Raw genomic sequence first — 23,644 nt, forward strand, 5'->3', positions numbered from 1 at the left:
CAAGGCCGGTTTGGTTGGGTTTAAAGGCGGTTGGTAGAACCGCCACTGGTTACGCCTCTGCCGTAGCTTGCGTTGCTTCGTCATTGGCGGATTCCTCAGGGCCTTGGGGCTCAATGCTGGAGAACTGCAGGGGCATCGGGTCCCAGCCGTTGTCTTTGTTGCGCTGATAGAAGCGCAGATAGGCTTTGGTACCGGACACAAACATGGCCTTGCGCAGGGCCTGCACCGCGCTGATATACAGCGGGTGTTTGATGTCCTTGTTGCAGATATCAATCAGGCGGGCGACATTGACCTTGCCGTCTTTCATATCGAAGGCGTTATCCAGGAATTCGCCGGCGTCTTTCCCCGCGGTTTCCTGAATGGCCTGCAGATAGAGGGTGAATTTCTGACGGGCCACCTCGATGCTGCTGTCTACCTCGATCAGCTTGTCGATGGCGCGCTGCACCCGGTACTGGCCGTCCACCGTGATGAACTGCACATTGCCCTGGATGCGCTCGAACTTCTTAATGCCGTGGTTGCGGATCATGCGCTCCACCAGGTCTTCCACTGCTTTCATGCTGTCGTACTTAAAGCGTGCTATTTCATCGTGTAGGGCCTTGGCCCGTGGCCACAGGGCGTCTTCCTCGCGCTGTTGGGCGGTCAGGTTTTCTTCCTTGATCAGGTTGCCGTCGGCGTCTTTGACATAGCCGGCCGGTATCTCGAACTTACTCATGTGTCACCTCAATTAGGTTGATTAACTGCTCATTGGTAGGGGGAAACTCAATGCCGTAATGGCTCATGCGGAACTTACCGTTCTGAAAGATCCGCAGGGACTTTTCGGCCGTGCTCAGGCGACACTCCCACTGGTCGCCTGAGTCCTTATCTTCAAAGTTGATGTGCCGTGTTTCGCCGGCGCAAACCAGTGCCATAGGACCTCCTACACCGGCACCGCAGCAGTGCGATGCGGAATAGCAGGCGGGTGGTTAATGCCCATAAAGTTCTTGGCAATAAACGCGATCATGCGTCGGTCGATGCCCTTGTAATCGCTCTTGGCTTCTTTTTGCTGGATCAGCATCTGGATGTTGGGTACCAGGCTGCGCACCAGCTTGCGGGCCGAACCGTCCACCACCTGGGCGGCGTAGCGGGCGATTTCCTCAAAGCTTTCGCTCTCGGCTATCTGGTCGTCACGCAGATAGGGGCGCAGCAACTGGCTGACGTCCTCCAGGCTGACGTGCAGCAGTGGCTTGGGCCAGAACACTACCCGGCTCTCGATCAGGTCGTAGCGACCGGCACCAGAGGCCACTGCATCACGCAGCCCTATGTTGCCGGCCAGTACCACCCCACAGCCGGTGCGGTCTGAGATGGTGCGTAGCGGATCCGGCGTGTCCACCTGGCACTTGTCGGCTTCATCCAGGATGATCAGGCGCTGGGTGTCGGCCAGCTGGTCGACAATGCGATCTACCTTCATGCTCTTGCGCAGCTTGCCAGTGGCCTTGACGTTCAGTTCGTCCAGCAGCATGTCGATGATGGCGGTGGAGTTGATTACCTCACTGCCGCACAAGTACAGCGAGTTGGGGTACAGCTCTTTAAAGCGTTTCAGCGCTTTGGTTTTACCTACTCCAGGGGCCCCGGACACAATAGAGAACATGCCGCTGTCCTTGGCCATCCGGCAGGCGTGACGGACCATATGGAAGATGCTGGTTTCCACAAACTCGCCCGGGGCGTTGTCGCGCTGACTGTCTTCGATAACCGGTAAAATCTTGTAGATCAGCTTGCCGGCTTCCACCGGGTGGGCCCCGTTTAACAGCGAACTGATATAGGCGTCGCTGACGTCCACCGCCCGGGCCAACCAACGGCCGGTGCGCGACTTTGAGGCATTCATAAAGTCGATGATCTTGCGCACGTGCACCTGGTCTTGCTCGGTGTAGTTGTCGTTGTAGCTGGTTGGGTATTCAATGTGCTTCTGGGCCATTGGGGCTTTCCTTCTTTTGGGTTAGCGGTCGCCGGCGGCGCCGTATTGGTAGAATTCATCGGGGTTAAAGTCAGGCTCTGGCTCGTCGCCCTGGTCTTTGTTGCTGCGCAGCATGGCGTTGGCCAGTACGTCCAGGCTGAAGTCGTCGTTACTGGGTTGTTTGGCCTGCTCAATGTCCTGCATCGATGGGGTGATCTGCTCCAGCTCCGCGGCCTGGGCTAAGTGACCTGGCAGGTCTCTGGATTCCTGCAGTTCAACCTCGCGGCGTTTGTTGTCCAGGCGCTTCAGGCGACCCTGACGGCGGCGCTCTTCGGCCTCTTCGATGCGACTGGTGGGCAGGTAATGGACCTTGGCTTTCAGCTCGGCAGTCATCAGCAACACGCCGTCCAGCTTGAACAGGCGAATGCTCTGATCGTGGTGCAGGTCGTATTCGGCAATCAGCTCCTGGCCGTCGAACTGATACAGGTATTCGGCGCGGTAGCTGCGACCATGCAGGCGCACCATGGAGCGGTGCACCTTAACCACTTCCCGGGGCCGTACCAGCAGGTTCATATCGTGCACCGGGGTGCGCTCCAGGGTGTCCCACAGTGCTGCCGGCGTCTGATTCTTCACTTCCGGATGCGGGCGGTTGTGGTAACGCTCCAGCCAGTCTTCAAAGGCGTTGCACCACTCGGAGATGGTGGGGATGTTCAGGCCCATGCCTTCCAGCTTTTTGATGTTCTTGCTTTGGAACAGGCGTGAGCGATCTTCGCTCATATCATTGCCGCAGTAGGTGTCAAAGGTCTTACCCAGGTCCTGCTCCATCACCCCGAAAAAGCGTTCCACGTTGCCCTTGGCCTGGGGGTTGCCGGGCAGCGAGAAAATTACTTCCAGGTCAAAATTGGCATAAAAGCCGGCCGTGTCGTCGTTCATCATCCGGCTCTTGTAGCCGCTGCCGTTATCGATATAGAGCACCGCGCATACATGGTCCCAGGTGCCGAATGCATGGCTAAGCGCGGCCATGCTGGTAATGCTGCTTTCGGCATAGCTGACGTACCAGCCGACGATGTAGCGGCTGCGAATGTCCATAAACACCGTCAGCTCGATGCGGCACAAGTTGCCGGTTTTAGGGTGGCGGCAATACACGTCCACCGTGTGACCGTCGCCCTGGTACAACAGGCCGACCGGGATGTTCTCGGTGGTGCGGGTGATGTATTCGCGCACGGTTTTACGGTACACCGACTGGCCCAGCCGCCAGGGGGATTTGTCCTGCAGCTCGGCAGGCAGGGTCTTGTGGAAGTAGCGCACGTTGTGTTCGGTGGCCAGCGCAAAGCCGTATTGCTCACGCAGGGTTTGCGCCACGCTGGCCAGGCTGGGTTTTTGTGGGCGGTGATACAGTTCCAGGAACAAGGCCTCCCAACCGTACTGGCGGCGCTGGGTGCCCTGGTAGCCCGGCAACAGCCCTGCCAGGCCCTGGCTCTGGTATGCCTGCACCCAATTGCGCAGGGTGCTGGTGCCGGGTACCTTGCCCAGCATCTGGCAGGCCCCCAGGCTGGCCTGATCAGCAGTGCCGGCGTCCAGTTCTGCCTTGAGGGTTTTAATCGCCTGGTGCAGATTGCTGGAAGCTGATGCCGTCAACGCATCGTTGACCAACACACTGCGCTGACGGGCAATCAACTGGTGCTTGGCAGTGGCCTCGCTCCAGGCGCTTTGGTGGCTGGCCGGCTGCAGTTGCTTGTATTGGTGCACGGCGGGATGCATCAGTTAGCCCCCCGCTTTTTCAGCATTTTCTTGTGGATCTCGGTCACCAACTGGCGCTTGGACTCGGCCATACTCCACTCGTTGGGGTCGTATACCGGTATGCCCGCTTCTTCCATGGCGGGGGTGGGGTACTGCTCTTTGATTTGCGCCAGCACATGGCCAAGCTGGCGGTAGCTGGTTTCCAGCCAGTAATACATGGCTTCCGCCCCCAGGCGGGCCTGGCGGGTGTCGCTGAGCATCTGCAACTGGGATAAAAAATGCCGGCCCAGCATAGCGGCCTGGGTGGCGTGTTCGCTGGCCTCAGGCAGCACCTGCTTGATATGGGCAACCAAAGGATGGTGGCCATACACGGTTTGCGGGGCCTTGCGCAGCTGCTCCTGGTTGGCCAGTTGAATGGCCTCAAAGCGCTCTATTTCCAGTTGTTCCAGCTTGCGCTTCAGGCTCTGGTTCTCGTGGGCGAGCTTTTCTTCCTGGTTGTACTCCAGGCAGATTTGCTTAACGATTTGACCAATCTTGCGATATGGCAGTTTGCTGTATTCCTCGATCTCTTCTGGGGTCAGTTCTTCTTTCTTCGGCTCTGGTAACTTACTCAGCTCTAACAATTGGGATGGTTTTAAATGCGCGGTCGCCCGCGCATTTGCCTCTGGCATGGCCCCTAGAAACCGGGCAATCTGCATTTGCTCCTGGACGCGCCGGATCGGCAGCCCCCGCTTATCCAGTTCCTTCAGAAATTCTCCATGGCCTACCCGTTCACGCATGGCCAGATAGTGAAAACCCTTCTCAGCACCGATTGCGGCGTGGGCTACTTCCAACTCTTCTATCAGTTTCCAATGCTCGTCTGCAGTCTCTGGGATCTGAATCTGCAGACTTTGAATCTTGGCCAGAATCCGTTCTGTTAACGGGTGCTGGTCCATCAACTGTTTGCTCATTCTTCGGTGTCCTCATTGTTTTCCAGCATCCGTTTCATCATCTTTTCCAGTTCCTTCGACTCGCGGGTTTTGGCTGCGGCTTCCAGCTTAGATTCGGTGATCTTCTGCATCAGGCTGGCGCGCCGGTCGGCCGCTTTGTACCCCAGTGGATTCAGCAGGCCGTTAAAGGGCTGGATGCTCTGCCCGGCCCAGCAGATGGCCGGCATCACCCAGGCAGGAATGGCATTGGCCTGGCTGGGGCTTAACCAGTGGTTAAGCTGGCGCAGGGTGACTTGTTTGCCGGCGCTACGCAGGCACAGGTTGATGCGGTCTAAAAAGCGCTCACGCCCAAGACCGCTGTTGCGAATGCACTGGTTGACGTAGTGGATCACGTCCAGCTCCAGGTCCAGTTCCGGGGCATTGGCCTGCTCCAGTGGGTCAATATTCAGTGAGGCAAACAAATCATGCTGGCTCATGGCCGGCCTCCTGCAGCGTGGTGACTCGGATTACCCGATAGCGAAGCCGCATCTGGGTTTTGCTGACCGGGGTCATCACGGTCAGGTAGCAGCCGGGGCGAATACGGGCCGGCTCCAGGATATGAGCGTCTCGCCAGGCCCAGGCCTGCAGCGGATTGCTGTCCAGTACCTGGTAGCCATGTTTAACGGGTTTGAGCGTCCATCTGAGAAAGTCCTGTCCTTGGTCTTCGAAATGTATTTCCAGCAGGGGCTTTTTCATGGGCTTTCCTTTAGGGGTAAATTTTTATTGGTTTTTTACCGGTGACGGTCTGCCCGGTGCGTCTTAGGCTTGTCAGCAATTGGCACACAGGACGAACACATGCACTCAGGTAACCCCGTGCAACTGATGGCTTGGGCATTGCTTGAGCTATTGACTGCGAAGGACAAACAGCAGCTGCTGGTTGAGCGGAAGCGGTGGGGAACCAGGTTCTGGTATGTATTACCACCTTTGCGCAGTGCAGCTTATTGGTGGAGACCCTTAACTGCGGGTCATTGGTGCGGTTTAAGGCAAGCGCCAAATCGCCGGCATCTGGTGTTACTGCTGCTGCTAATGCTCCAACAGCAACGCGGGCGGGGATCAGCAGCGTCTTGGCCCTGGCCGAGTAACTGCCAGACACCCGACGCAGTATTAACTTGGCTAGTGTCTGACCTACCGGCCAGACCATCAGGTATTCAGTGCGATTCAGATTCATACAGCGCTCCAGCTATTGGACAAAGGAGAGAACTGCAATGACACAGACCATCGAACAGCAGCTGCAGGGGGTTCAGCGACAACTGGTACATCAGGCATGTGAGCTGACGTCGACCCAGACCGCGCTGATTGCGCTGATGCAGTTGCTGGAAGACAAGGGGTTGTTTCGACAGAACCTGTTGATCGTTCAGTTCGAAAATTACCGGCGCAGTGCGATTGAACATGGCAATGCTGAACTGGCCGATGTGTACGACTATATCGTTCAGGTGCTGCTGGGGATTCACCAGGGGCGGGTAGACGCCCTGGAGCCTGGTCAGTAAACGCTGCCTGCAGCGAGGCCCGTTTCTGGCTCATACGCTTGGCACTGCAGTGATGCAGGATGTCGCCATTGGTTTGTTTAGGGTGCATGGGCTGTGACTCCTGGGGTTAGCTGTTTAACAGCGCGGCCAGTTCCCGCTCTTTGGCGGCTTTGGTTTTGGCGTCCTGGCGCAGTTGCGGACCGTGGCGGTACGACGGTACGTCGGGGAACACCTCGATGATGGACTTGCCCAGCGCCTTGGCGATGGCCTCGGCGGCGTGGTACGAGCTGGCACGGCGGGCAGCAACATTGCTGAAGGTTTGTGCATGAATGCCCAACTGTTTGCCGAGCATCTGGTAAGTAAAGCCCTTGTCATGCAGGGCTTGCCTGATTTGCTTGCTATCCATAATATGACCTTTGTTATGTGTTAATGGGTGCAGTCGCTGCAACGACTGTTTTACAAGGTTCAGGTATAAAATAGATGCACGTATGTGCATGTGTCAATAAAAAAATGAACAAATGTGCATTATTTGGTGAGCGTTTGAAATCGGAGCGGAAGCGACTCTCGTTTTCCCAAGAGGATTTCGCTGGCGTATGCGGAGTTAGTAAGCGGGCTCAAGCAAACTACGAGGCATCTGATAGAGCGCCGGATCTGCGGTATTTGGAGCTGGCTGCTTCGGTAGGTTGCGATGTGAATTTTGTTGTCACAGGTCGCCGTTCTGCTGTCCAGGTTCAGGCGCTGCAGGACTGCGTGGAGATAGTCGAAGAAGTATTAAGTGAGTTGGGCCGCAGTTTAACACCGCTGCAAAAGGCCAAAGTATTAACCGTGTTGTATGAGGAATACCTGGAGGACAGTGACAGTATTACCCCCGAGAGGATTGTCAGGCATCTGCGTCTGGTGGCGTAGTCGCCGTTGTAGTAGTAACAGGCAGGGAATATGGAAGATAAGAAAAATAAGCTTAAACAAGCGTTGCAGCAGGCGTTGGCGGATCATTCATCAACACCTTCAGATTTAAAGCTTCATGGCGACGGCAACATCCAATACAGCCAGGCGGCTGTGGGTGGCCAGAGTATTACCGGCAACAACAATATTCAGTTGTCCGGTGAGTTCAGCGCCGAGCAACTGGCCGCACTGCTAAAGGATCGCCTATGACCCAGATTATTAATGGGAACAACAACAATCAGATCCAGTTTAATAACGATCCAGGCTTTGATCCGGACAACCCCAATATTGTGGATTGTCCGTCCTGCTGGAAGCCAACCAGCCGCTTTGCTGAGCCTTGCCCACGTTGCGGGTACAACGTAAAGGCTCATTTTGAATGGGAGCAAGCTATGGCGCAGCGAGCCAGAGAGGAGGCCCGATTACGAAGCCTGGCCAAGATACAAGGTACTGCTGTGGTGCTGGGGTTAGGGTGCATGTTTACCGTGTCCTGGTTATCCAAAAAAGGTTATATCACGGGCGAACAAATGCTGGGTGTGTTCGTGGCCGGCGTGGTGCTGGTCTTTATCGCTGCTAATTTGGGTAAAAAGTAAAACAACGCAAAAGGAAATTAGTATGTTTAGTCAACGAGTTAAATACTTGACTCTGACAATTCTGATGCTGCTCCAAGGATGTACAGTGATGATCAGAGAACCGACTGTTGCAGCGAATGGACCAGTCGCCGTGTCTGGTGAGAAAGTCTGGGTTGATCTGACCTTCGATGAATTAAAGCAACAATGTTACAACAGCACCTCAGCACAATTCAGTTTGTTCACAAGAGAGCTGCGTGGGAAATATATCCGGCTGGAAGGGGCTATTTCCAATGTGTCTCTTGTCGGAGATACGCGCTTTCAAGTGTTTATCGATATGGGGTCGAAGTATAGCTATGGATTCCTAGACGAGAGCAACACAGCTTTTCTTTCAAGCCAGCACGCGCCGCTGGCACTTGCCGAATTGGTGAAAGGCGACAAAGTTAACTACGAGGGCAGGATAAACTTTGTCAGTAACTGGGATGATATCTATGGATATCAGTGTGTGCTCCATCTTGATGATTGGCGGGTAAGTCGTAATGTTTAGGATGGCATTGTTGTTCATTGCTTTGGTAGTCAGTGGGTGTGGAAAAACTGGTACTCAAGAGAAACATCCAACCAAAGGGGGAGCCTGGCAGTTTTGTGAGTTAGCCGTTAAGAACCGTTTGAAAGCGCCGGCAAGTGCTGATTTTTCTGGGGTGTCTGAAACGACTGTCACAGAGCAACGGGTGACGCAAATGGAAGGGGGAGATCGCAAGGTTATCTACCAGGTAAGTGGATGGGTAGATGCCCAGAACTCCTATGGTGCAACAATAAGAAACAGCTACATTTGTGAAGTTGAGGGAAGAACCGGCACCTCTTGGAAAGTCTTATCGCTTATTATTGATTGATGCGTCGCTTGCTGTAGTGACCTGAGAGCGTCTCAGATGCATCACCCGCTAATGCGATATTCAGGCAACACCATTAAAACGTTCTGCAGGTCGTTTGAAGCGTTTTGAAACAGGTTTAAGGACCAGGGTTAAGACTGGTTCGGGTCAACCTGCAGATCCTGGCCAATTTTACGCGCCAGGTTCTGGGCCCGCTCGGGTACTTCATCCAGGTGGTTAAGCGCCACCCTGACCATCAGCTTTAATACCGCCAGTTCCAGGTGGTTGGTTTCCAGGGTAACCGGCTCAGGCGCTTTGGGTGGTTGCGGCTTTGGCATTTTTAATATCCTTTAAACGATATAAATCAAAATCTTTTACCTGCTCTACCAGGTGATTGGTGTTATTCAGGGTGGCCAGCGCCCTGGAGAAGTTGGGTTGCAATAGCTGGTAGCGGTAGCAACACAGCTCCACCGGTGCACCGTGCACCAGGTGATCCAGTAATGCCTGTTTGGTCTTTTTGGCCATCCGGGGCAAAAGCCGGAACAATATCTCCAGCCGCTCGGCTGGCTCTGAGCCGGCTACCAGGGGTAATTGCATTGAGGTTGACGCCATTTAAACCCGCCTTTTAAAACGCTTAAACGCTGTTAAGCCACGCTGTGGCGACGGGCGATAATGCCTCGAAACTTCATATCCGTGGTGATGTTCTGGTAGGCGTGGTGCTCGCTTTCAAAGCGTTCGGCGTCGTTGGGGTCCCATACCCAGACGGGCCGGCCATGACGGTTAATGGCCATGTATTTGGGGATAAAGCTGTCGGTGGTTTGTAAAAGCCAGGTGTGTTGCATTGGAGGGATCCAGGTCGGGGTTGGAAAAAGCCCTGCAGCCACGTCAGTGAACTGCAGGGAAGCCCATGTCACAAACCAGAGAAGAAAAAATTTCCTGATTGAAATTCTCTGTCCGCAGCGGTATTTTGAAAAAGCCCCCCCAGAGGGTAAAACGTAAAACGTTTGACCATTATCCCTCTTCCCTCTATGCGGCATTCTGGCCGCATGAAAACACAAGCCCCCACCCGAAAACCGATTGCTGAGGTGATATCCGAGGCGATGGGTACTATTACCACCTTGCCCTGGTTTGAAGTGTTTCACGCCGGCAAGCACACCGACCGTCATGGCCAGACGCTGGATTTCAGCCGGGCTGATCTTGAGCAGGTGGTGAGCAACTTTGAACCTGGCAAGGTTCCGTTAATCATCAGCCACCCAGAGGCAGACACACCGGTCTACGGCTTTGCCCAGTCCATCAAACTCAGTGACGACGATAAGCTGTACCTGGACGGTGACCAGGTAAACGTGGAGTTTGCCAAGTCGGTCATTACCGGCAGTTATGGTCGTCGTTCACTGGGACTTAAGCGCAACAAACAAAAAGGCTGGTATATCGACCATGTGGCCTTTTTGGGAGCCCAGGCCCCGGCGCTGGATCTGCAGCCCGTCGGTCAGTATCACTTTGCCGCCGAACAAGAGCCGGCCCCTCACCAATTCGAGTTCTCAATCGAAACCCAGACAGCAGACACCCTGGTACGCCTGATGCGCGGCCTGCGTGACTTCTTTGTCGAGACCCTGGGTATCGAAAAAGCCAACCAGATTGTGGACAAGTGGGAGCTTGACTGGCTGCAACGTGCCAGCGTGAAAGAAGACCTGCAAGACGACCACTTACACCCGGAATTTTCCAAACCCAAAGCGGAGGACGATATGGGCACTATTACCCAGGAGCAGTTAGACGCTGCCATAGCAAAGGCGGCAAAGGATGCCGCTGACAATACTAAGGCGGAGTTCAGCCAATCGCTGTCCGACGCTGAGGCCAGAGCCAAGGCGGCTGAAGACAAACTGGCCAAAGCCGAGTTTGCCAAACAGGTGGCTGACAACCAGAAGCTGGTGGACGCCGCAGTCACTGCCGGCAAGTTGACCCCGGCTCAGGCTGCCGGGTATGCCGAATTTATGGCCCACCTGCAGGCCCTGGATGGTGACCAGGCGTTTGAATTCAGCCGCAACGACGGCGACAACAAAGAGCAGGTTAAATCCAACCTGTTTGAGTTTGCCAAGCAGCACCTGGACAGCCTGGGTACCCGCTCGCCCCTGGGCGATGCGCCCGAGTTGCACAACGCCGGCCCGGCCTTCAGTGATGACGAGCTGGACGCCAAGGCGGTGGAATATCAGAAAAAACACGACTGTGACTATGTCACGGCAGTGACGGCGGTATCAGGAGGTGCCCAATGAAAAAGTTTATCGGTAAACAGAAGTACCCGATCCTCACCCTGACGGTGATTGCTGGTGCTGACCTGGAAGGTTGCCGGGCAGTGACCCGGGTTGGTGCCTATGCCGCTGCAGGCGCATCGATGCATGGCGTCAGCGCAACCAACGCCTACACCGGTGATGAGCTGGCGGTGGACGTGATGGGTACAACCATCTGCGAAGCCGGTGGTGTTATTGCCGCTGATGCGCTGCTGGAGGTGGGTACCAACGGCAAATTTATTACCCGCAACACCGGCAAGGTGGTAGGCCGGGCCCTGGAAGCTGCTGCCGGTGACGGCAGTGCCTTTGAAGCCCTGCTGCTGCCTGCTCACACCTAAGGGAGAACGACATGAACCGTAATGATATTCGCGTAGTAGACAAGGTCCTGTCCAAGATTGTGCTGGGCTTCAGCCATCCGGCCATGGTCGGCCATGAGTTGTTCCCCCGGGTATTTGTGCCGCAAAAAGCCGGCAAGATCATCCAGTTCGGTAAGGAAGGGTTCAGGTTGATGAACACCCGCCGTGCCCCCGGCACCAATACCAAGCGTATTACCGTGGGCTACGAAGCGGGCAACTACAGCACCACCAACAATGCCCTGGATGCGGTGATCCCGTTTGAATGGTTGCATGACGCAGCCATGCTGCCAAACGTGAATCTGAAGATCCAGGCCACCAACACGGTGATGCACATCGAAGGCAACAACCTGGAGAACGAACAGGCCCAACTGGCCCGTGACGCGTCCAAGTACAGCGCCAGCAATAAGGTGACGTTGTCTGGTACCGACCAGTGGAGCGACTACGCCAACTCTGATCCAATTGGCGATGTAAAGGCTGCCCGTGCTGCTATTCGCGCCAAAACCGGTCAGTACCCCAACAAGATGGTGATTCCGGTACAGGTACACGAAATTCTGTGCGAGCACCCCAAAATGCTGGCCAAGCTCAGCAACAACGAACGCAAGATTCTGGCAGTGGCCGATTACCAGGAAATCTTCCAGGTGAAGAAGGTGGTCATTGCTGGTTCCATCGTCACTGACGCCGACGAAGAGTTTGTTGATTTGTGGGGCCGTGACGTGATTCTGGCCGTGGTACCTGAAGCTGTCACTACCCATCACCAGCCGTCGTTTGGCTACACCTACACCCTGGAAGGTCACCCCAATGTTGAACAGTTCTGGGTGGACCGTGCGATCAAGTCCTGGGTGGGCGGTGTGGACTATGAGCGTGCACCTCTGCTGACCGGTATTGAATCGGGCTTCCTGATTCAAAACGCGGTGGCCGCTGCCTAAAGCACTAGTGCCATTTGATGAAAAGCCTTGGATGCCAGGGCTTTTTTCAAAGGGCATTACCGTATAACCCACCCCAGCGCCAAGCATGGATGATGTCCGGCCACGGAAGGCCATCCCTGGGACTACCGGAGATGATGATGAGCAACAAGCAATCCTACCTGTGTAACTGGCCGGTAAAGCATAACGGCAAACGCTATGTGAAAGGCGATGCCATCCCTGAGCTGACCGACGAACAGGTTCAGGCCCTGGGTGCAGCTGTTACCCCTGGTGAGCCGGACAACGGAGCCAGCGACCTGAGTGAAGAGCAGCAACTTGCTGCAGTGGTAGAGGCCATCAGCAAGCTGGAACCCGGCAATGAAGCGCATTGGACCAAAGGCGGTAAGCCTGAGTGTGCTGCGCTGACTGAATTGGTTGGCTTCCAGGTACCTGCCAAATTACGTGATGCAGCCTGGGACCAGGTTGAAGCGAGCAAGGGCGAATAATGTACCTGAGCCCTGCGCAGTTACAGGTTCGGTTAGGGCTGCAGGAGCTGACGCGGATAGTCGGGGCCAGGTATGTCGGCGGCGTCAATGCCGAAGTGCTGGAGGCTGCTATCAATGCGGAAATTCTGGACGGTTATACCCCGGCTCTGGTGGAAACCGCCCAGCTGGCCCTGGAATTTATCAATCAGGAGCTGGCCAGTGCAACCAGTGTGATCAACGGCTATCTGGCTGCCAACGGCAGGTACAGCCTGCCGCTGTCACAAACCGTGATTGATGCCAGCCCGTTGGCCGGCATTTGTTATGACCTGGTGCGTTACCAGCTGATGCGCGCTGCAGATGACCAAACCCAACGCAACTATGACCTGGCCATGGCCAAGCTGCGCGACATCAGCAAAGGGGTGATCAGCTTAGGTGAGCAGGACCCTGCCGGGGTCAGTACCACCGTGCATGTTGGCCGCAGCCAGAGCGGCTGGGACTTTGGCGGATTTGGCCGATGAGCGCTGCATTTATTGAGATCCAGTTTTCCGGCGACCAGGTGTTTCACCTGTTCAAGGGGGTTGAGCTTGGGGCCAGAAAGCCACAACGGATGCTGGACGCCATTGGCGCTTATCTGGACAGCGACGTCACCCGGCGCTTCCTGGAAGGGGTAACCCCTGCCGGTACCAAGTGGCCGGTGTCGCAGCGGGCCAAAGAGGAAGGCGGTAAGACACTGGTGGACACCACCGTGCTGATGAGCGGCGTGACCCACGATGTACAGGGTGATGACCTGCTGCACGGCCTGACCGAGATCTATTCCGCCATCCACCACTTTGGTGGGATGGCCGGGCGCGGCAAGAAGGTAAAGATACCCAAGCGGGAGATCCTGGGTATTACCGGCCGGCAGCAGCCGCGCATTGACAAGATTGTAACGAACTGGATGGACGGCCTGTGGGATTGAACGACTTCAACCTGGATTTAACCCTGATTGAGCAGCGCTTAAAAGCAGCTGGACTGCATGTGGAAGGGGCGTTGGAAATGCCGGTACTGGTTGACCGTCCTTTGCTGCAGGACACGGTATTTGTGCTGCCGCTGGAAGACCAGGGCGAAGAGCCAGACGAAATAGGCGGGCCTGACATTCAGCAGTACAGCCCTGAGCAGTTCGGCGTGGTGCTGGGGCTGCGCAGCCCTGGCGATGCCACTGGGGCGTCTTCTACCGCGGCGTTTGTTGCCTTAAGACAAAAGGTCAAGGCGGCGCTGGTGGGGCTGATCATCGGGGAGTTTGAGCCCATTCACTTTGTGGGTGGGCGTATCGTGACGGTAAACAAGCAGACCCAGAACGTGCTGTATCAATTGCAGTTTCAGACCGCGCACAACGTGGTGACGGAGGTACAAAACTATGGCGACTAAGAAACCCGCCCCGGCAGCAGACAAGCAGGACGCTGCCCGTAAGCAGAAAATTCGTGAACAGGTCAGCCGTGGCCTTAAAGGCGGCCGCTACCAGGTGGCCGATAGCGGCGAACTGACCAAAGTGACTAAGGAGCCCGGCAATGAGGTGGCGTGAAAAACTGATTCTGTTGGCCGCTGAGCCAACCTATCTGGGTGCGGTAACGCTGGATGCCAGCCACTACCAACGGGCGATGGACTTTCAGATCACCTTTGAGGAAGAGGCCATCCAGGATGAAGTGGAACAGGGTTACGAAGGTGCGGTGGAAGACATCCCCACCGGCGAGCACGTGACCCTGGGGTATAAGACCCACTTTTTCGCCTCTGGCGTGGCCGGTACCGCCCCGCCCTATGCCGATGCCCTGTTGGCCTGCCGACTGGCTGAGGTGGTGGACGCCGGCGTCAGCGTGAGTTACGTGCTGGCAGCCGATGACGGTGGCTCCGCCGCGGCCCATGTACGCATCGGTAAGAACCTGCATGCCATTGCCGGCATGCGGGGCAAGGTCGATATTGTGATGGAAAAGGGCATCCCGATGCTGCAGTGGCAGTTTAAGGGTACCTGGGCGGCTCCTACGCACCAGGTGTCTGCCTTGCCTGCCGTGGATAATGCCCCCTGGCTGCTGTTTAAACCCACCGGCCCGGGGCGTACCAGTAACTGCAGCTTGCATGGTCAGGCAGTGCGCCCTTACTCGTTGAGCCTGTCGACCGGCAACGAACCGTTGTACGACGAGTCCCTGGTGGATAGCCAGATTGTGTTCAGCGATCGCAACGCCAGCGGCAAGATCCAGATTGAAGCGCCGACCCTGGATCAAATCAACTTCTTCAGCCGCGCCAGTAACCGTCAGCACGGCCCGCTGACCATTCAGCACGGCCAGACCGCTGGGGAGACTGCCACCATTAACTGCCTCAATGTGCAGATTAAAAAGCCGCAGTACGTGAAGTTGGATAACGGCAACGTCGGCCACGACATTGACCTGAAGCTGTTACCGGATGCCGGTAACGATGAAATTGAACTGGTATTTACCTGAGGTGAGTGATGGCGTTTAAGTTAAGTGATCTGAAAGGCTGGACCGTTAAACGGACCGTGGAAGTGCGCCCCGGCAGCAGTTTTGAGCTGGAAATCAAAGTGCTGAGCGAGGAAGAAGGCCAGGCCATCACAGACCAGGGCAGCGACCTGAAGACTTGTGAAGGTTTTCTGGCCGCTGTTAAGGGCTTTCAGGATGAGAAAGGCAAGGAGCAACCGCTGGAGGCGTTCCTGGCTTTCCTGGGCAAGTGGCCATCCTTGTACCACAAAGTGGCGATCGAGTGCGTCAACGCCCAGCACGACGCCGCAATAAAAAACTCCTAGAGGCGGGGCAACGCTGGAATGCACCGCCGCAGCAGGACTCAGAGCTGGAAACAGACTGGGAATATTTTGGGGGGGATGCCTCCCAACTACAGCCGGAGGAAACGGACTTCCTCGTCCACCCGTCCAACTGGCTGGCGTTTCGCGCCTTTTGTGCCGCTGAAACCCAGTGGATGTTGAACAGCAAAGATCAACGCTATGCGCTGGACTACCACCGCGCCGAAGTTTGCTGGAGTAAGTTGGGCCTGGTGGTGGCTGGCAAGGACTTTGAGAAGGTTCAAGCGTTAGAAAAGGTTTGCCGTGAAGCAGTATAACGTTGCCATGCGGGTCAGCTACAACGGCCAGGCAGTCACCCAGGGTGCCCGGCAGAACTCGGCTGATCTGAACCGCCTGCAGGCGGCAACCCTGAACCAGGGGCGTGCCAGTGCCAGCATAGCCGGACAAAACCGGGTGCTGGCCAGTTCCTATACCTCACTGGCCGGGGCCGTGTCGGCCTATGTCGGGGCCCAGGGCGCGATTCAATTCGTCAAAAGCATTGCCGGCAGCGAACAATTAAGCACCCGCCTGCGTAACTTGACCCAATCCGCCGAACAATACACCGAGGTGCAGCGATACCTGGAGCAATCTGCCGATCGGCTGAATATTCGTTATACGGTGCTGGCTGAGGGCATGTCAGGTTTGCTGGCGCTGGAAAAAGCCCAGGTACAGACCGGACGTGAATCCCGCGCCATCCTGGAGGGGCTGAGCAATGCGGCCAAGGACCTGGGGGCGTCTAACAACCAGGTGGCGCAAACCCTTTACGGCTATAAACAGGCTGCGACCCAGGGTACGGTGCAAACCACCGAACTGCTGCAGGTAACCGAGCCGTTACCTGGTTTGTTGCAAGCCATGGACCGGGCCGCTGGCCTGGCCGCCGGAGGATTCAAGAAACTGACCGGTGACGGCAAGGTCACCAGCCAGTTCTTCAAAGAGACGCTAATCAAAGCCCTGCAGGAATATGAAGGGGCGGCTGAGGCGTCGTCCGGCACCATTACCGCCGCCGCCAACGACTTTTTAACCACCTATGACATCATTGCCAAGAAGTTGCAGGAGCCGGTGAATGCCGCTGTTGTACCCATGATTAATGCGGCCGCCACCGGCCTGGCAGCACTGGGTGACAATGTGGATGTGTTGGGTAATCTGGCTGACGGCGTTGTATTGCTGTCGGCAGTACTGGCCGGACGTTTTGTGGCCAGCATCGGCCAGGCTACGGCGGCGAAAATTGCCAACCAAGTGGCCACCCAGCGCGCTGCCCAGGCTGAATTGACCCAGGCCTCTGCTGCCTTGGCCGTTGCCAAGGCTGAACAGCAGGCCGCCGCTGCGATGTTTAGCAGTGCGGTTAATTTACGTACTAGGGCGGCACTGTCTGATCAGGCGTCTGCTGCCAGTCTCAGGCTAACTGCAGCCACCCAACGTTATACCGCTGCCCAGGTGCAGGCCAATATAGCCGCCCGCGCTGGGGCCGGTGCCCTGGCGTTATTAGGTGGGCCGGTTGGGGTGGCGGTGACCGCAGCCCTGGCCATTGCCTATTTTGCCTCCACCAGTGGCGACGCCAAAAAGCCAACTGACGACCTGACCGACAGCATTGATAAACAGATTGGCAAGTTTAAAGAACTAAATGCCATCGGCCGGGCCACGTCCATCAGTGAACTGACCCGCCAGGAAGCCGACGCCCGTAACACGCTGATTGCCCTGCAGCAAAAGTACCGTGAAGAGGAAGAAAAGCTGCAGCGCACCATGAGTCAGCGCCAGGGTAGCAATGACTTTGGTGGGTTGAATCAGGCACTTAAAGACAGTGCCGCCCTCGATGCGCTTAAAGAACAAATGGCCCAGGCCGAGGCCGAGTTAAACCGGATTGCAGAGTTAAAGAGTAAGCTGTTTACCAGCACCCTGCCGGCAGTGGATACCCCAATAGCCGAAACCGATACCTCGGCGGTGGACGAGAAAGAACTGACCAGGCTGGAAAAGAGCCTGCTGACCCAGGAAGAGCGGATAGAGGCCAGCTATGTTAACCGGCAGGTTATGTTGGATCAGGCACTGGCGGCTAATCAGGTATCGCGTGAAAAATATGATGAACTGAGCCTGCGGCTGGAAGTGCAGCGTGATACTGAACTATTGGAATTGCAGCGCCAGACAGAAGAGACAAAGAGGCGTCGGGCTAGGGAGGCAGAGGAAGAGCGGCTGAGGCTGCTACGTGAGTCATACGAAAATGAACTGGCGATTATTCAGGGGTTTGAAGACAGAAAAGCACTGATTCAGTATGAAGCGGACCGCCGCTTGGCAGACGCCAGAAATCAGCAACAGATTCTGCAGGCCCAGGGGTTTGCCAATCGGCAGGAAGCTGATGAGCATGCCCGGCAGGAAGCCCTTCTGGATGCCACTGCCAGACGTACCGGACAAATGCGAGGGTTGCTGTTCAGCCAGGCTGAATGGGAGCGCAAGAACGAACTGGAGAAAACGGACGCCGTTCTATCAATCGGCGAATCTGGCTTCAAGGCGATGGCCGGCCAAAGTAAAAAGGCCTTTGCCCTATATAAAACCTTCGCCATCACCAAGGCCGTTATTAACACCTACGAAATGGCCACCGGTGCTTACAACGCGCTTGCATCAATTCCCTATGTGGGGCCTGTATTGGGCGCAGCCGCGGCGGCTGCCGCCATTGCTTATGGCATGGCCCAGGTCAGCGCCATCAAGAATCAGAGTTATTCCGCTGCCTATCACGGTGGCCGCGACTATATCCCCGAGGAACAAACCGCCCTGCTGCAACGCGGGGAGCGGGTGGTGAGCCCACGCCAGAACGTGGCCCTGACCAAAGCCGTGGACAAGATCAACCAGGGCGACGCCGGCGGCAACGTGGTGCACCTGAACTACAACCCGTTATTCCAGGTGCAGGGCACGGATGAAAACTCCATGGCCAAGCTGGCCGGCTTTGAACAGCAGCTGCGCGAGCGGGTAATCAATGACCTTATTTATCAACTGAATAACGGCACCGGCGCTTACTACCGCGCCGTGAGGAACGTTGCATGATTTTGGACCTGCCTAGTAGCAAAAAGCCCTACCAGGTGAGTTTTGGCCTGACCAGCATGAGTGAGGCCAAAGACAACCCTTTTAACCCGAATGTGCAGGTGTATGAGGGGGACGAGTACTGGGAAGGGGAAATTGAATGGCGCAACCTGACCCTGACCCAAGCGCGTGAGTTGCGAGTGTTTGTGCACCGCTTACGGGGTCCTTCTGGCCAGTTCTGGTTCAAAGACATCCGCCATGTAAACCAAAGCGCTTGGGCGGGCAGCCCGGTAGTGGACGGCTCCAACCAGGATGGTATTGAGCTGGCTGTGCGCGGGCTGACTGCCGGGCAGATTTTGCCTGCGGGGGACCGCTTCCAGGTGGGTGACTTCTTATATGAGTTGATGGAAGACGGACTGGTGGACGGTACCGGTCGGGTCGTACTCAGTATTCTGCCCGAGCTGCGTTTGATCCCTGCAAACGGGCAGGCTTTAAACCTGAACAACCGGGTGAAATGCATGCTGCCCCCGGGGCAGAAAATCCCCGAGACAACCAGCCGCAAGGCATTGCTGGGTAGCTACAAGTTGAAGTTCCGGGAGAGTTTGCGCCAATGATGATCCTCAACCCCACTGTAGAAGCTGCTCTGGCCCAGGATGAAAAGCGTGGCCTGCTGATGTGCCACATCGAATGGCCAAGCGGCGAAGTGTATACCCATAGCAGGGTAGGTGAAAAGCGCTGGGACAACCGCACCTGGATAGGTGTGGGTGAGTTCGCCAATATCGGTACCGTCGAATCCGGCGTGAAGACCGGACGCTTGTCATTGCAGCTGCGGGTAAACGACGAAGCATTGCTGAATGAGGCTATCCAGGATGATGCCGTAGGCTCTGCCGTGCGTCTCTACTTGGGCGTAATGAATGAGAAGCGGAGGATTACAGCAGTGCAGCTGATTCATTACGGCTTTGTGGCGGCCACTCCGGTGAGTTATGAGCCCGTGCCGGTCATTAGTATTGAGGTGGCCGGGCACCGGGAGCGTCGCAACCGGCCGCGGGAGAACCTGCGCTTTTCGGCCAATGCCTGGCGGCATCGTCATCCTGGTGACAGTTATTGTGATGATGTTGAGGCACTGAGTAAGGGCCCGCTGAATGGTTACAGCGGCAGTAACGCTGTGGGCCGCGGTGGCCGGCTGAACGGCGGTGGCGGTCGGGAGCAGATCCCATGAGTGTACGTCTGCCGAACTGGGAACTGGTATTGGCCAATTACCTTAATGAATGCCAGGCCAAGCCATTTGAATGGGGCCAGCATGACTGCTGTTTGTTTGCCGCTAATGCGGTGTTGGCCTTTACAGGGCAGGACTACGCTGCGGCGTTCAGAGGTCGGTACAGTACTGAGCTTGGCGCTGCCAGAGCGCTGAAGCGCTATGGTGCCGGCACGTTGAAACAGACCTTGCTCAGGGTTTTGGGTGAGCCGGTCCCACTGCTGCAGGTAAGCCGCGGTGATGTATTGCTGGTGACAGTAGATGGCCGCGACAGTGCCGCGGTGTTTTACCAGGGAGCCTGGGCAGTTAGCCTGCAGGGGCTGATACCAGTGCTGATGCAGGACGTGCAGTTAGCCTGGAGGGTTTGCTGATGCCGCCAGTAGTCGTCGCCGTAGCCGTTGCCGCCGGTGCCTATGCCGTAGGCGTTGGGGTGGCTTCCGCTATTGCCATTGGGGTAATGACCGCAGTTGCCACCAATAAGATGATCAAGTCCATGATGCCGGACGTGGCCGCTGCCGTTGCGCAAAATCAGGAGTTGCAGGTAGGTAACCAGCCTCCAGCCCGGGTTGTGGTGGGTGAGACAATAGTCAGCGGCTCGATAATCAAGTACTACAAAGGCCAGCATGAGGACGGCAAGGAATACAACCACTTCTTTGTGCCGTTGGCTTTGGGCGTCTCTGAAAGTGTTGAGATGTATCAGCTGGACGGCAAGAACCTGACCAGCCTGACCGGCAGCGGCTATCAGATTATTCCGCGCCTGGGCGACCAGACCGAAGCACTTCCCCAGGCGTTGAACCGCATGCCTAACGTGGATGAAAGCTTTGTCGGCTTTGGCGTGACGGATGTGTACTGCGAATTTGTGATAGATCCGGATGTTTTCCCCAACGGGGTCCAGGACCTTAAGCTGAAGGTTAAAGGACGGCGGGTATATGATCCGCGCAAAGATAGCACTGCCGGTGGCAGCGGCACGCATCGGCTGAACGATGAGAACACATGGGAGTGGACCGACAATGCTGCGTTGGTTAATTTCTGGTGGAAAAAGTTCGGCGGCTCAATTGAACTGCCTGACGATATGTTTGACCTGGCCAACATTGCAGCTGAAGCAACTATTTGTGATGAGCTGACCGACTATATCGACCGGGAAGGGCAAACTCAGCAGCAAAAGCGCTACACCTGTAACGGCGTGATTGACATGACCGCCGATCCCGAGGCTGTGGAAGACGAGCTGCTGACCAGTTGTGGTGGCCGCTGGATAGAAAGTGGCGGTAAGTACTGGTTGCGGGTAGCGGCATTTCGGGGGCCTGCTGTGGCCACTATCACGTCAGTGGAGGCAAAGCCTCAACGTAACCCCTACACCAGTCTGAGCCAGCGATACAACACAGCGCGATGCTCGATCATCAGTCGGGACCATTACTATCAGGCCACAGATATGACACCCGTGGTCAGTGATTTTCTCCTGAATGGTAGAGACAGAGGTGTGGCCTACGAGCGGCCAATGAAGTTGTTGTACACTGACAACGACACCATGTCCCAGCGCCTGGCTGTGATCGACATGATGGAGAATGCCGCCGGCGACACGCTGAAGCTCTCTGTCGGTCCCATCGGTCTGAAGTGCGCCCCGGGCCGAAACGTCCAGGTCACCTTGCCCAAGTGGAACATTAATGGCCTGTATGAAGTACTGCACGCCCGTTACAACTGGCAGTCAAAGCTGTTTGAACTGGAGTTAAAAGAAACTGCTGCGGAGTTGTATACCCAAGGCACCACCCCCGCCCAGACTGACCTGACGCCTAACACCACTATTGACAATACGTTTGTGGCGCAGATAGAGAACCTGCAATACGTGCAGGATCCTGTGAGTCCTTACCGACAGGGGTATCTGACCTGGGAGCATCCTGCCCCAGGGGCAGTGCGGGAGTATCGCGTCAGGATACTGCACGAAGGTATCCAGGCAGCGATACTGAGATCTCAGATTGAAAGTCAGGACATTAATGGTCTGGCTGTGGGGGATTATAGTGCTGAGGTGGTTGCGGTTAACCGGTTTGATAAAAGCAGCGAACCGGTCTCAATTCTATTTGCGGTGACTGTACCTGAAACCCCCATCACTCAGCCTGATATTGTGGTTCTACCTGGTGGAATTATTGCCAGACCGCCTAATCCACCTCATGTCGACGCCATCTACGAGTGGCTGTATACCACTGATGTATCCCTGAATCCGAATGTCCACAATCACACACTGTTTCTGCAGGCTCCTAACGGCACAGCGTTGCATATTCCCAATCCTATTCACGGCGCTACTTATTATATTTGGTACCGCCTGCTGACGGCCGAGGGAGCTGGTGAGTGGAAATTGGCTGTGGTAGAGGCGGTTGGGTTGAGCGGCGATCGAATGGATCCAGACTTCTGGGACCAGGTGCCGGGCATCGACACCAGCGACCTGGAGCAGGATATAGAGGACCTGTTTGAAGACCAGATTAAAGATGTTCTCGACCGCAGCCGGGGCAAAATTGAGGAAGCGAAGCAGCGGGCCACTAATGCCGACTTTGAGACCAGAACGGAATCCTTGGAACTTGAGCTACGCGACCCAGAAGAAGGGCTTGAGGCGGTAAACTACCGAATCAACCAGGTGGCCCTGGGGCCCGGTGGGCAGGCCATCAGCATGGAAGGTCTGGCGTTGCAGGTGCTGAACAGCACGACTGGATTAAGCGCCACGTTTCAGCGTGTGGCCCAGGTAGAGATTGATGCCTATAACAACGCAGAAGCCATAGAAGCCATAGAGGGGATTGTTGAACACCCCACCACCGGGCTAAATGCGGCGTTTGCTCGGGCAAATCAGGCTTGGTCTTACGCCGATGGGAATGCCGGGGCGATCAGCGTTATACAAGCGACGATCAATGACCCCACGGGTGGCCTGGAGGCAACTGCTATCCTGGCGCTTAGTGCCAAGCAAACGGCAGACGGCAATACCACCGCGATCAGTGGGTTAAGTTCGTCAGTGTCCAACGCCAATAGCAAAGCTACAAGCGCCCTGAACCTGGCCACTGCCCTTGATGACGATATGGACGAGATCAAGGCAGTGGCACTGTTGTCTGTGGATGCGAACGGCAATGTGGCTCAGATTAAAGTGGCGTCAACGCCTGATGACTCCATCATCAGCTTCAAGGCAGCCGACTATGTATGGGTTAACCCTGCAGATGAGCCGGTTGTTTACTGGGATACCCAACTGGGTCTATATGCGTTCAAAGGTGCTTTGTTGGCTGAGCGGGCTGATTTTATCAACGGCCTGGCGGTGGATTTCAATGGCGCATTCCTGGAAGTGGGGAATGACCCAGGCTACGCCAACCCGACAGATTCAGTGCGCCTCGGCTGGTTTGGGGGTGCTTACCAGAATTATTTGTTGGCCAACCCGCATGGCATCGCCTTTTACGCTACAAGCCAGTTCCAAACCTACCCGATCCGGTTCCTCTCAGCAACGCACTTCTCAGGTGGGGTAAAGCTGGACGCACCCGTTGTCGACGGAGTATTGACGGCCGGGAATATCTACGCCCCTGGGGGAGGGTTGAACAGCTCTCGAACGGTTTATATCGGCAACAACCTAAATGTGGCCTATGACCTGACCGTGCAGGGCACCATAGCCAACTTCACCGGTGCTCATATTCTGTTGGTACACAAGCCCGTGACTGCCCAAATAGGCGATTTGATGGTGCGCACGACACTTGTCAGCAGCAGTATCAACGAAACCCTGTTCTGGGGCGAGGTATCCAGCTCGGCCAGTCAAAGAGGTTGTATCGGCGCTTACAGCGGAATTGTCGAAGAGTTTGACGACCACGCCATCGTTAAGGTCAATGCAGTTGGCGAGGGCATGATGAAAGTGTGCGCCCAGGGCGGTGACATTGATACCGATGATTTGCTGATCCTGTCTGACACACCTGGTGTCGCCATGCGCCAGCCTGATGACATTGTGCGCGGCACAACGGTGGCCAAAGTGAGCCGCCCCTACACGTTTGCCAACCCCAGCGAAACAGCACTCCTGGAGGTCATTTATCTATGCGGGTGATC

Annotated in this window: 34 protein-coding genes; 22 read left to right on the forward strand and 12 right to left on the reverse strand. The window is 56.0% G+C overall.

Features of this window, described 5'->3' with window-relative positions; all coding sequences use genetic code 11:
• Window positions 1–49 precede the first annotated feature (49 nt).
• Genes J0A66_RS05885 through J0A66_RS05920 form a run of 8 tightly spaced genes read right to left on the reverse strand, consistent with a single transcriptional unit; the run spans window position 50 to window position 5,806 of the window.
• Window positions 50–712 (reverse strand): DUF3164 family protein, encoded by a 663-nt coding sequence (locus tag J0A66_RS05885; protein ID WP_206572876.1) that lies wholly within the window; start codon window positions 710–712, stop codon window positions 50–52.
• The gene (locus J0A66_RS05890) at window positions 705–908 is read right to left on the reverse strand and encodes a hypothetical protein (RefSeq protein ID WP_206572877.1); all 204 of its coding nucleotides are present in this window, start codon (window positions 906–908) and stop codon (window positions 705–707) included. Before J0A66_RS05890 ends, J0A66_RS05885 begins: the two co-directional genes overlap by 8 nt.
• 8 nt (window positions 909–916) lie before the next feature.
• Window positions 917–1,951 carry an AAA family ATPase gene (locus J0A66_RS05895; RefSeq protein WP_206572878.1) on the reverse strand — a complete coding sequence of 345 codons (1,035 nt, stop codon included), beginning with the start codon at window positions 1,949–1,951 and terminating at the stop codon, window positions 917–919.
• A gap of 21 nt (window positions 1,952–1,972) precedes the next feature.
• On the reverse strand, window positions 1,973–3,691 hold the full coding sequence (locus J0A66_RS05900) for a TnsB C-terminal domain-containing protein (RefSeq protein ID WP_206572879.1): 1,719 nt from the start codon (window positions 3,689–3,691) through the stop codon (window positions 1,973–1,975).
• On the reverse strand, window positions 3,691–4,620 hold the full coding sequence (locus J0A66_RS05905; protein ID WP_206572880.1) for a hypothetical protein: 930 nt from the start codon (window positions 4,618–4,620) through the stop codon (window positions 3,691–3,693). The genes J0A66_RS05900 and J0A66_RS05905 overlap by 1 nt, the downstream gene beginning before the upstream one ends.
• Window positions 4,617–5,075 (reverse strand): hypothetical protein, encoded by a 459-nt coding sequence (locus J0A66_RS05910; RefSeq protein ID WP_206572881.1) that lies wholly within the window; start codon window positions 5,073–5,075, stop codon window positions 4,617–4,619. The genes J0A66_RS05905 and J0A66_RS05910 overlap by 4 nt, the downstream gene beginning before the upstream one ends.
• Window positions 5,062–5,334, reverse strand: coding sequence for a hypothetical protein (locus J0A66_RS05915; RefSeq protein WP_206572882.1), 273 nt, complete (start codon window positions 5,332–5,334; stop codon window positions 5,062–5,064). The genes J0A66_RS05910 and J0A66_RS05915 overlap by 14 nt, the downstream gene beginning before the upstream one ends.
• A gap of 10 nt (window positions 5,335–5,344) precedes the next feature.
• Complete coding sequence (locus tag J0A66_RS05920; protein WP_206572883.1) at window positions 5,345–5,806, reverse strand: hypothetical protein; 462 nt, start codon at window positions 5,804–5,806, stop codon at window positions 5,345–5,347.
• A gap of 37 nt (window positions 5,807–5,843) precedes the next feature.
• Here J0A66_RS05920 and J0A66_RS05925 point away from each other — a divergent pair, with 37 nt between their 5' ends.
• Entirely contained in the window at window positions 5,844–6,125 is a 282-nt protein-coding gene (locus J0A66_RS05925) for a hypothetical protein (protein WP_206572884.1), read from the forward strand.
• A 106-nt stretch (window positions 6,126–6,231) separates the two neighbouring features.
• On the opposite strand, the gene J0A66_RS05930 is transcribed toward J0A66_RS05925, so the two are convergent.
• A complete protein-coding gene (locus J0A66_RS05930) occupies window positions 6,232–6,510 on the reverse strand; it encodes a helix-turn-helix domain-containing protein (RefSeq protein ID WP_206572885.1) in 279 nt (92 codons plus the stop codon).
• 284 nt (window positions 6,511–6,794) lie between these two features.
• On the opposite strand from J0A66_RS05930, the gene J0A66_RS05935 reads away from it, so the two are divergent.
• Genes J0A66_RS05935 through J0A66_RS05955 form a run of 5 tightly spaced genes read left to right on the forward strand, consistent with a single transcriptional unit; the run spans window position 6,795 to window position 8,502 of the window.
• Window positions 6,795–7,010: a hypothetical protein gene (locus J0A66_RS05935; protein ID WP_206572886.1), complete on the forward strand. Its 216-nt coding sequence runs from the start codon at window positions 6,795–6,797 to the stop codon at window positions 7,008–7,010.
• 30 nt (window positions 7,011–7,040) lie between these two features.
• Entirely contained in the window at window positions 7,041–7,256 is a 216-nt protein-coding gene (locus tag J0A66_RS05940) for a hypothetical protein (protein WP_206572887.1), read from the forward strand.
• The gene (locus J0A66_RS05945) at window positions 7,253–7,636 is read left to right on the forward strand and encodes a hypothetical protein (RefSeq protein WP_206572888.1); all 384 of its coding nucleotides are present in this window, start codon (window positions 7,253–7,255) and stop codon (window positions 7,634–7,636) included. The genes J0A66_RS05940 and J0A66_RS05945 overlap by 4 nt, the downstream gene beginning before the upstream one ends.
• A 22-nt stretch (window positions 7,637–7,658) precedes the next feature.
• Window positions 7,659–8,159: a hypothetical protein gene (locus J0A66_RS05950; protein WP_206572889.1), complete on the forward strand. Its 501-nt coding sequence runs from the start codon at window positions 7,659–7,661 to the stop codon at window positions 8,157–8,159.
• Window positions 8,152–8,502 (forward strand): hypothetical protein, encoded by a 351-nt coding sequence (locus J0A66_RS05955; protein WP_206572890.1) that lies wholly within the window; start codon window positions 8,152–8,154, stop codon window positions 8,500–8,502. The genes J0A66_RS05950 and J0A66_RS05955 overlap by 8 nt, the downstream gene beginning before the upstream one ends.
• A 128-nt stretch (window positions 8,503–8,630) precedes the next feature.
• Here the strand turns inward: J0A66_RS05955 and J0A66_RS05960 are convergent, their stop codons facing one another.
• From J0A66_RS05960 to J0A66_RS05970, 3 genes are read right to left on the reverse strand one after another with little or no spacing between them, the layout of a single operon-like run.
• Entirely contained in the window at window positions 8,631–8,816 is a 186-nt protein-coding gene (locus J0A66_RS05960) for a hypothetical protein (protein WP_206572891.1), read from the reverse strand.
• Window positions 8,785–9,090: a PapB/FocB family fimbrial expression transcriptional regulator gene (locus J0A66_RS05965; RefSeq protein WP_206572892.1), complete on the reverse strand. Its 306-nt coding sequence runs from the start codon at window positions 9,088–9,090 to the stop codon at window positions 8,785–8,787. Before J0A66_RS05965 ends, J0A66_RS05960 begins: the two co-directional genes overlap by 32 nt.
• Before the next feature lie 32 nt (window positions 9,091–9,122).
• Window positions 9,123–9,320 (reverse strand): hypothetical protein, encoded by a 198-nt coding sequence (locus tag J0A66_RS05970; protein WP_206572893.1) that lies wholly within the window; start codon window positions 9,318–9,320, stop codon window positions 9,123–9,125.
• 204 nt (window positions 9,321–9,524) lie between these two features.
• Between J0A66_RS05970 and J0A66_RS05975 the strand changes: the two genes are divergently transcribed.
• The 16 genes from J0A66_RS05975 to J0A66_RS06050 all read left to right on the forward strand — a co-directional run bounded on the left by J0A66_RS05975 (window position 9,525) and on the right by J0A66_RS06050 (window position 23,642).
• Window positions 9,525–10,745, forward strand: coding sequence for a hypothetical protein (locus J0A66_RS05975; RefSeq protein WP_206572894.1), 1,221 nt, complete (start codon window positions 9,525–9,527; stop codon window positions 10,743–10,745).
• On the forward strand, window positions 10,742–11,098 hold the full coding sequence (locus J0A66_RS05980) for a capsid cement protein (RefSeq protein WP_206572895.1): 357 nt from the start codon (window positions 10,742–10,744) through the stop codon (window positions 11,096–11,098). The genes J0A66_RS05975 and J0A66_RS05980 overlap by 4 nt, the downstream gene beginning before the upstream one ends.
• Before the next feature lie 11 nt (window positions 11,099–11,109).
• Entirely contained in the window at window positions 11,110–12,042 is a 933-nt protein-coding gene (locus tag J0A66_RS05985; RefSeq protein WP_206572896.1) for a major capsid protein, read from the forward strand.
• Window positions 12,043–12,179: 137 nt separating this feature from the next.
• Window positions 12,180–12,524: a hypothetical protein gene (locus J0A66_RS05990; protein WP_206572897.1), complete on the forward strand. Its 345-nt coding sequence runs from the start codon at window positions 12,180–12,182 to the stop codon at window positions 12,522–12,524.
• On the forward strand, window positions 12,524–13,021 hold the full coding sequence (locus tag J0A66_RS05995) for a phage protein Gp36 family protein (protein ID WP_206572898.1): 498 nt from the start codon (window positions 12,524–12,526) through the stop codon (window positions 13,019–13,021). Before J0A66_RS05990 ends, J0A66_RS05995 begins: the two co-directional genes overlap by 1 nt.
• Window positions 13,018–13,461: a phage virion morphogenesis protein gene (locus tag J0A66_RS06000; protein WP_206572899.1), complete on the forward strand. Its 444-nt coding sequence runs from the start codon at window positions 13,018–13,020 to the stop codon at window positions 13,459–13,461. Before J0A66_RS05995 ends, J0A66_RS06000 begins: the two co-directional genes overlap by 4 nt.
• Entirely contained in the window at window positions 13,452–13,910 is a 459-nt protein-coding gene (locus J0A66_RS06005; RefSeq protein ID WP_206572900.1) for a phage tail terminator protein, read from the forward strand. Before J0A66_RS06000 ends, J0A66_RS06005 begins: the two co-directional genes overlap by 10 nt.
• Complete coding sequence (locus J0A66_RS06010) at window positions 13,900–14,064, forward strand: hypothetical protein (RefSeq protein ID WP_206572901.1); 165 nt, start codon at window positions 13,900–13,902, stop codon at window positions 14,062–14,064. The genes J0A66_RS06005 and J0A66_RS06010 overlap by 11 nt, the downstream gene beginning before the upstream one ends.
• Window positions 14,051–14,974 (forward strand): hypothetical protein, encoded by a 924-nt coding sequence (locus J0A66_RS06015; protein ID WP_206572902.1) that lies wholly within the window; start codon window positions 14,051–14,053, stop codon window positions 14,972–14,974. Before J0A66_RS06010 ends, J0A66_RS06015 begins: the two co-directional genes overlap by 14 nt.
• 8 nt (window positions 14,975–14,982) lie before the next feature.
• Window positions 14,983–15,294, forward strand: a complete 312-nt coding sequence (locus J0A66_RS06020) for a hypothetical protein (RefSeq protein ID WP_206572903.1) — start codon at window positions 14,983–14,985, stop codon at window positions 15,292–15,294.
• Complete coding sequence (locus J0A66_RS23690) at window positions 15,252–15,605, forward strand: DUF1799 domain-containing protein (RefSeq protein ID WP_206572904.1); 354 nt, start codon at window positions 15,252–15,254, stop codon at window positions 15,603–15,605. The genes J0A66_RS06020 and J0A66_RS23690 overlap by 43 nt, the downstream gene beginning before the upstream one ends.
• The gene (locus J0A66_RS06030) at window positions 15,592–18,357 is read left to right on the forward strand and encodes a tape measure protein (protein WP_206572905.1); all 2,766 of its coding nucleotides are present in this window, start codon (window positions 15,592–15,594) and stop codon (window positions 18,355–18,357) included. Before J0A66_RS23690 ends, J0A66_RS06030 begins: the two co-directional genes overlap by 14 nt.
• A complete protein-coding gene (locus J0A66_RS06035; protein ID WP_206572906.1) occupies window positions 18,354–18,947 on the forward strand; it encodes a hypothetical protein in 594 nt (197 codons plus the stop codon). The genes J0A66_RS06030 and J0A66_RS06035 overlap by 4 nt, the downstream gene beginning before the upstream one ends.
• Entirely contained in the window at window positions 18,944–19,552 is a 609-nt protein-coding gene (locus tag J0A66_RS06040) for a hypothetical protein (RefSeq protein WP_206572907.1), read from the forward strand. Before J0A66_RS06035 ends, J0A66_RS06040 begins: the two co-directional genes overlap by 4 nt.
• Entirely contained in the window at window positions 19,549–19,959 is a 411-nt protein-coding gene (locus tag J0A66_RS06045; RefSeq protein ID WP_206572908.1) for a DUF6950 family protein, read from the forward strand. The genes J0A66_RS06040 and J0A66_RS06045 overlap by 4 nt, the downstream gene beginning before the upstream one ends.
• The gene (locus tag J0A66_RS06050) at window positions 19,959–23,642 is read left to right on the forward strand and encodes a phage tail protein (RefSeq protein WP_206572909.1); all 3,684 of its coding nucleotides are present in this window, start codon (window positions 19,959–19,961) and stop codon (window positions 23,640–23,642) included. Before J0A66_RS06045 ends, J0A66_RS06050 begins: the two co-directional genes overlap by 1 nt.
• Window positions 23,643–23,644 lie beyond the last annotated feature (2 nt).

Source organism: Bowmanella dokdonensis (assembly GCF_017254865.1).
Taxonomy (GTDB): domain Bacteria; phylum Pseudomonadota; class Gammaproteobacteria; order Enterobacterales; family Alteromonadaceae; genus Bowmanella; species Bowmanella dokdonensis.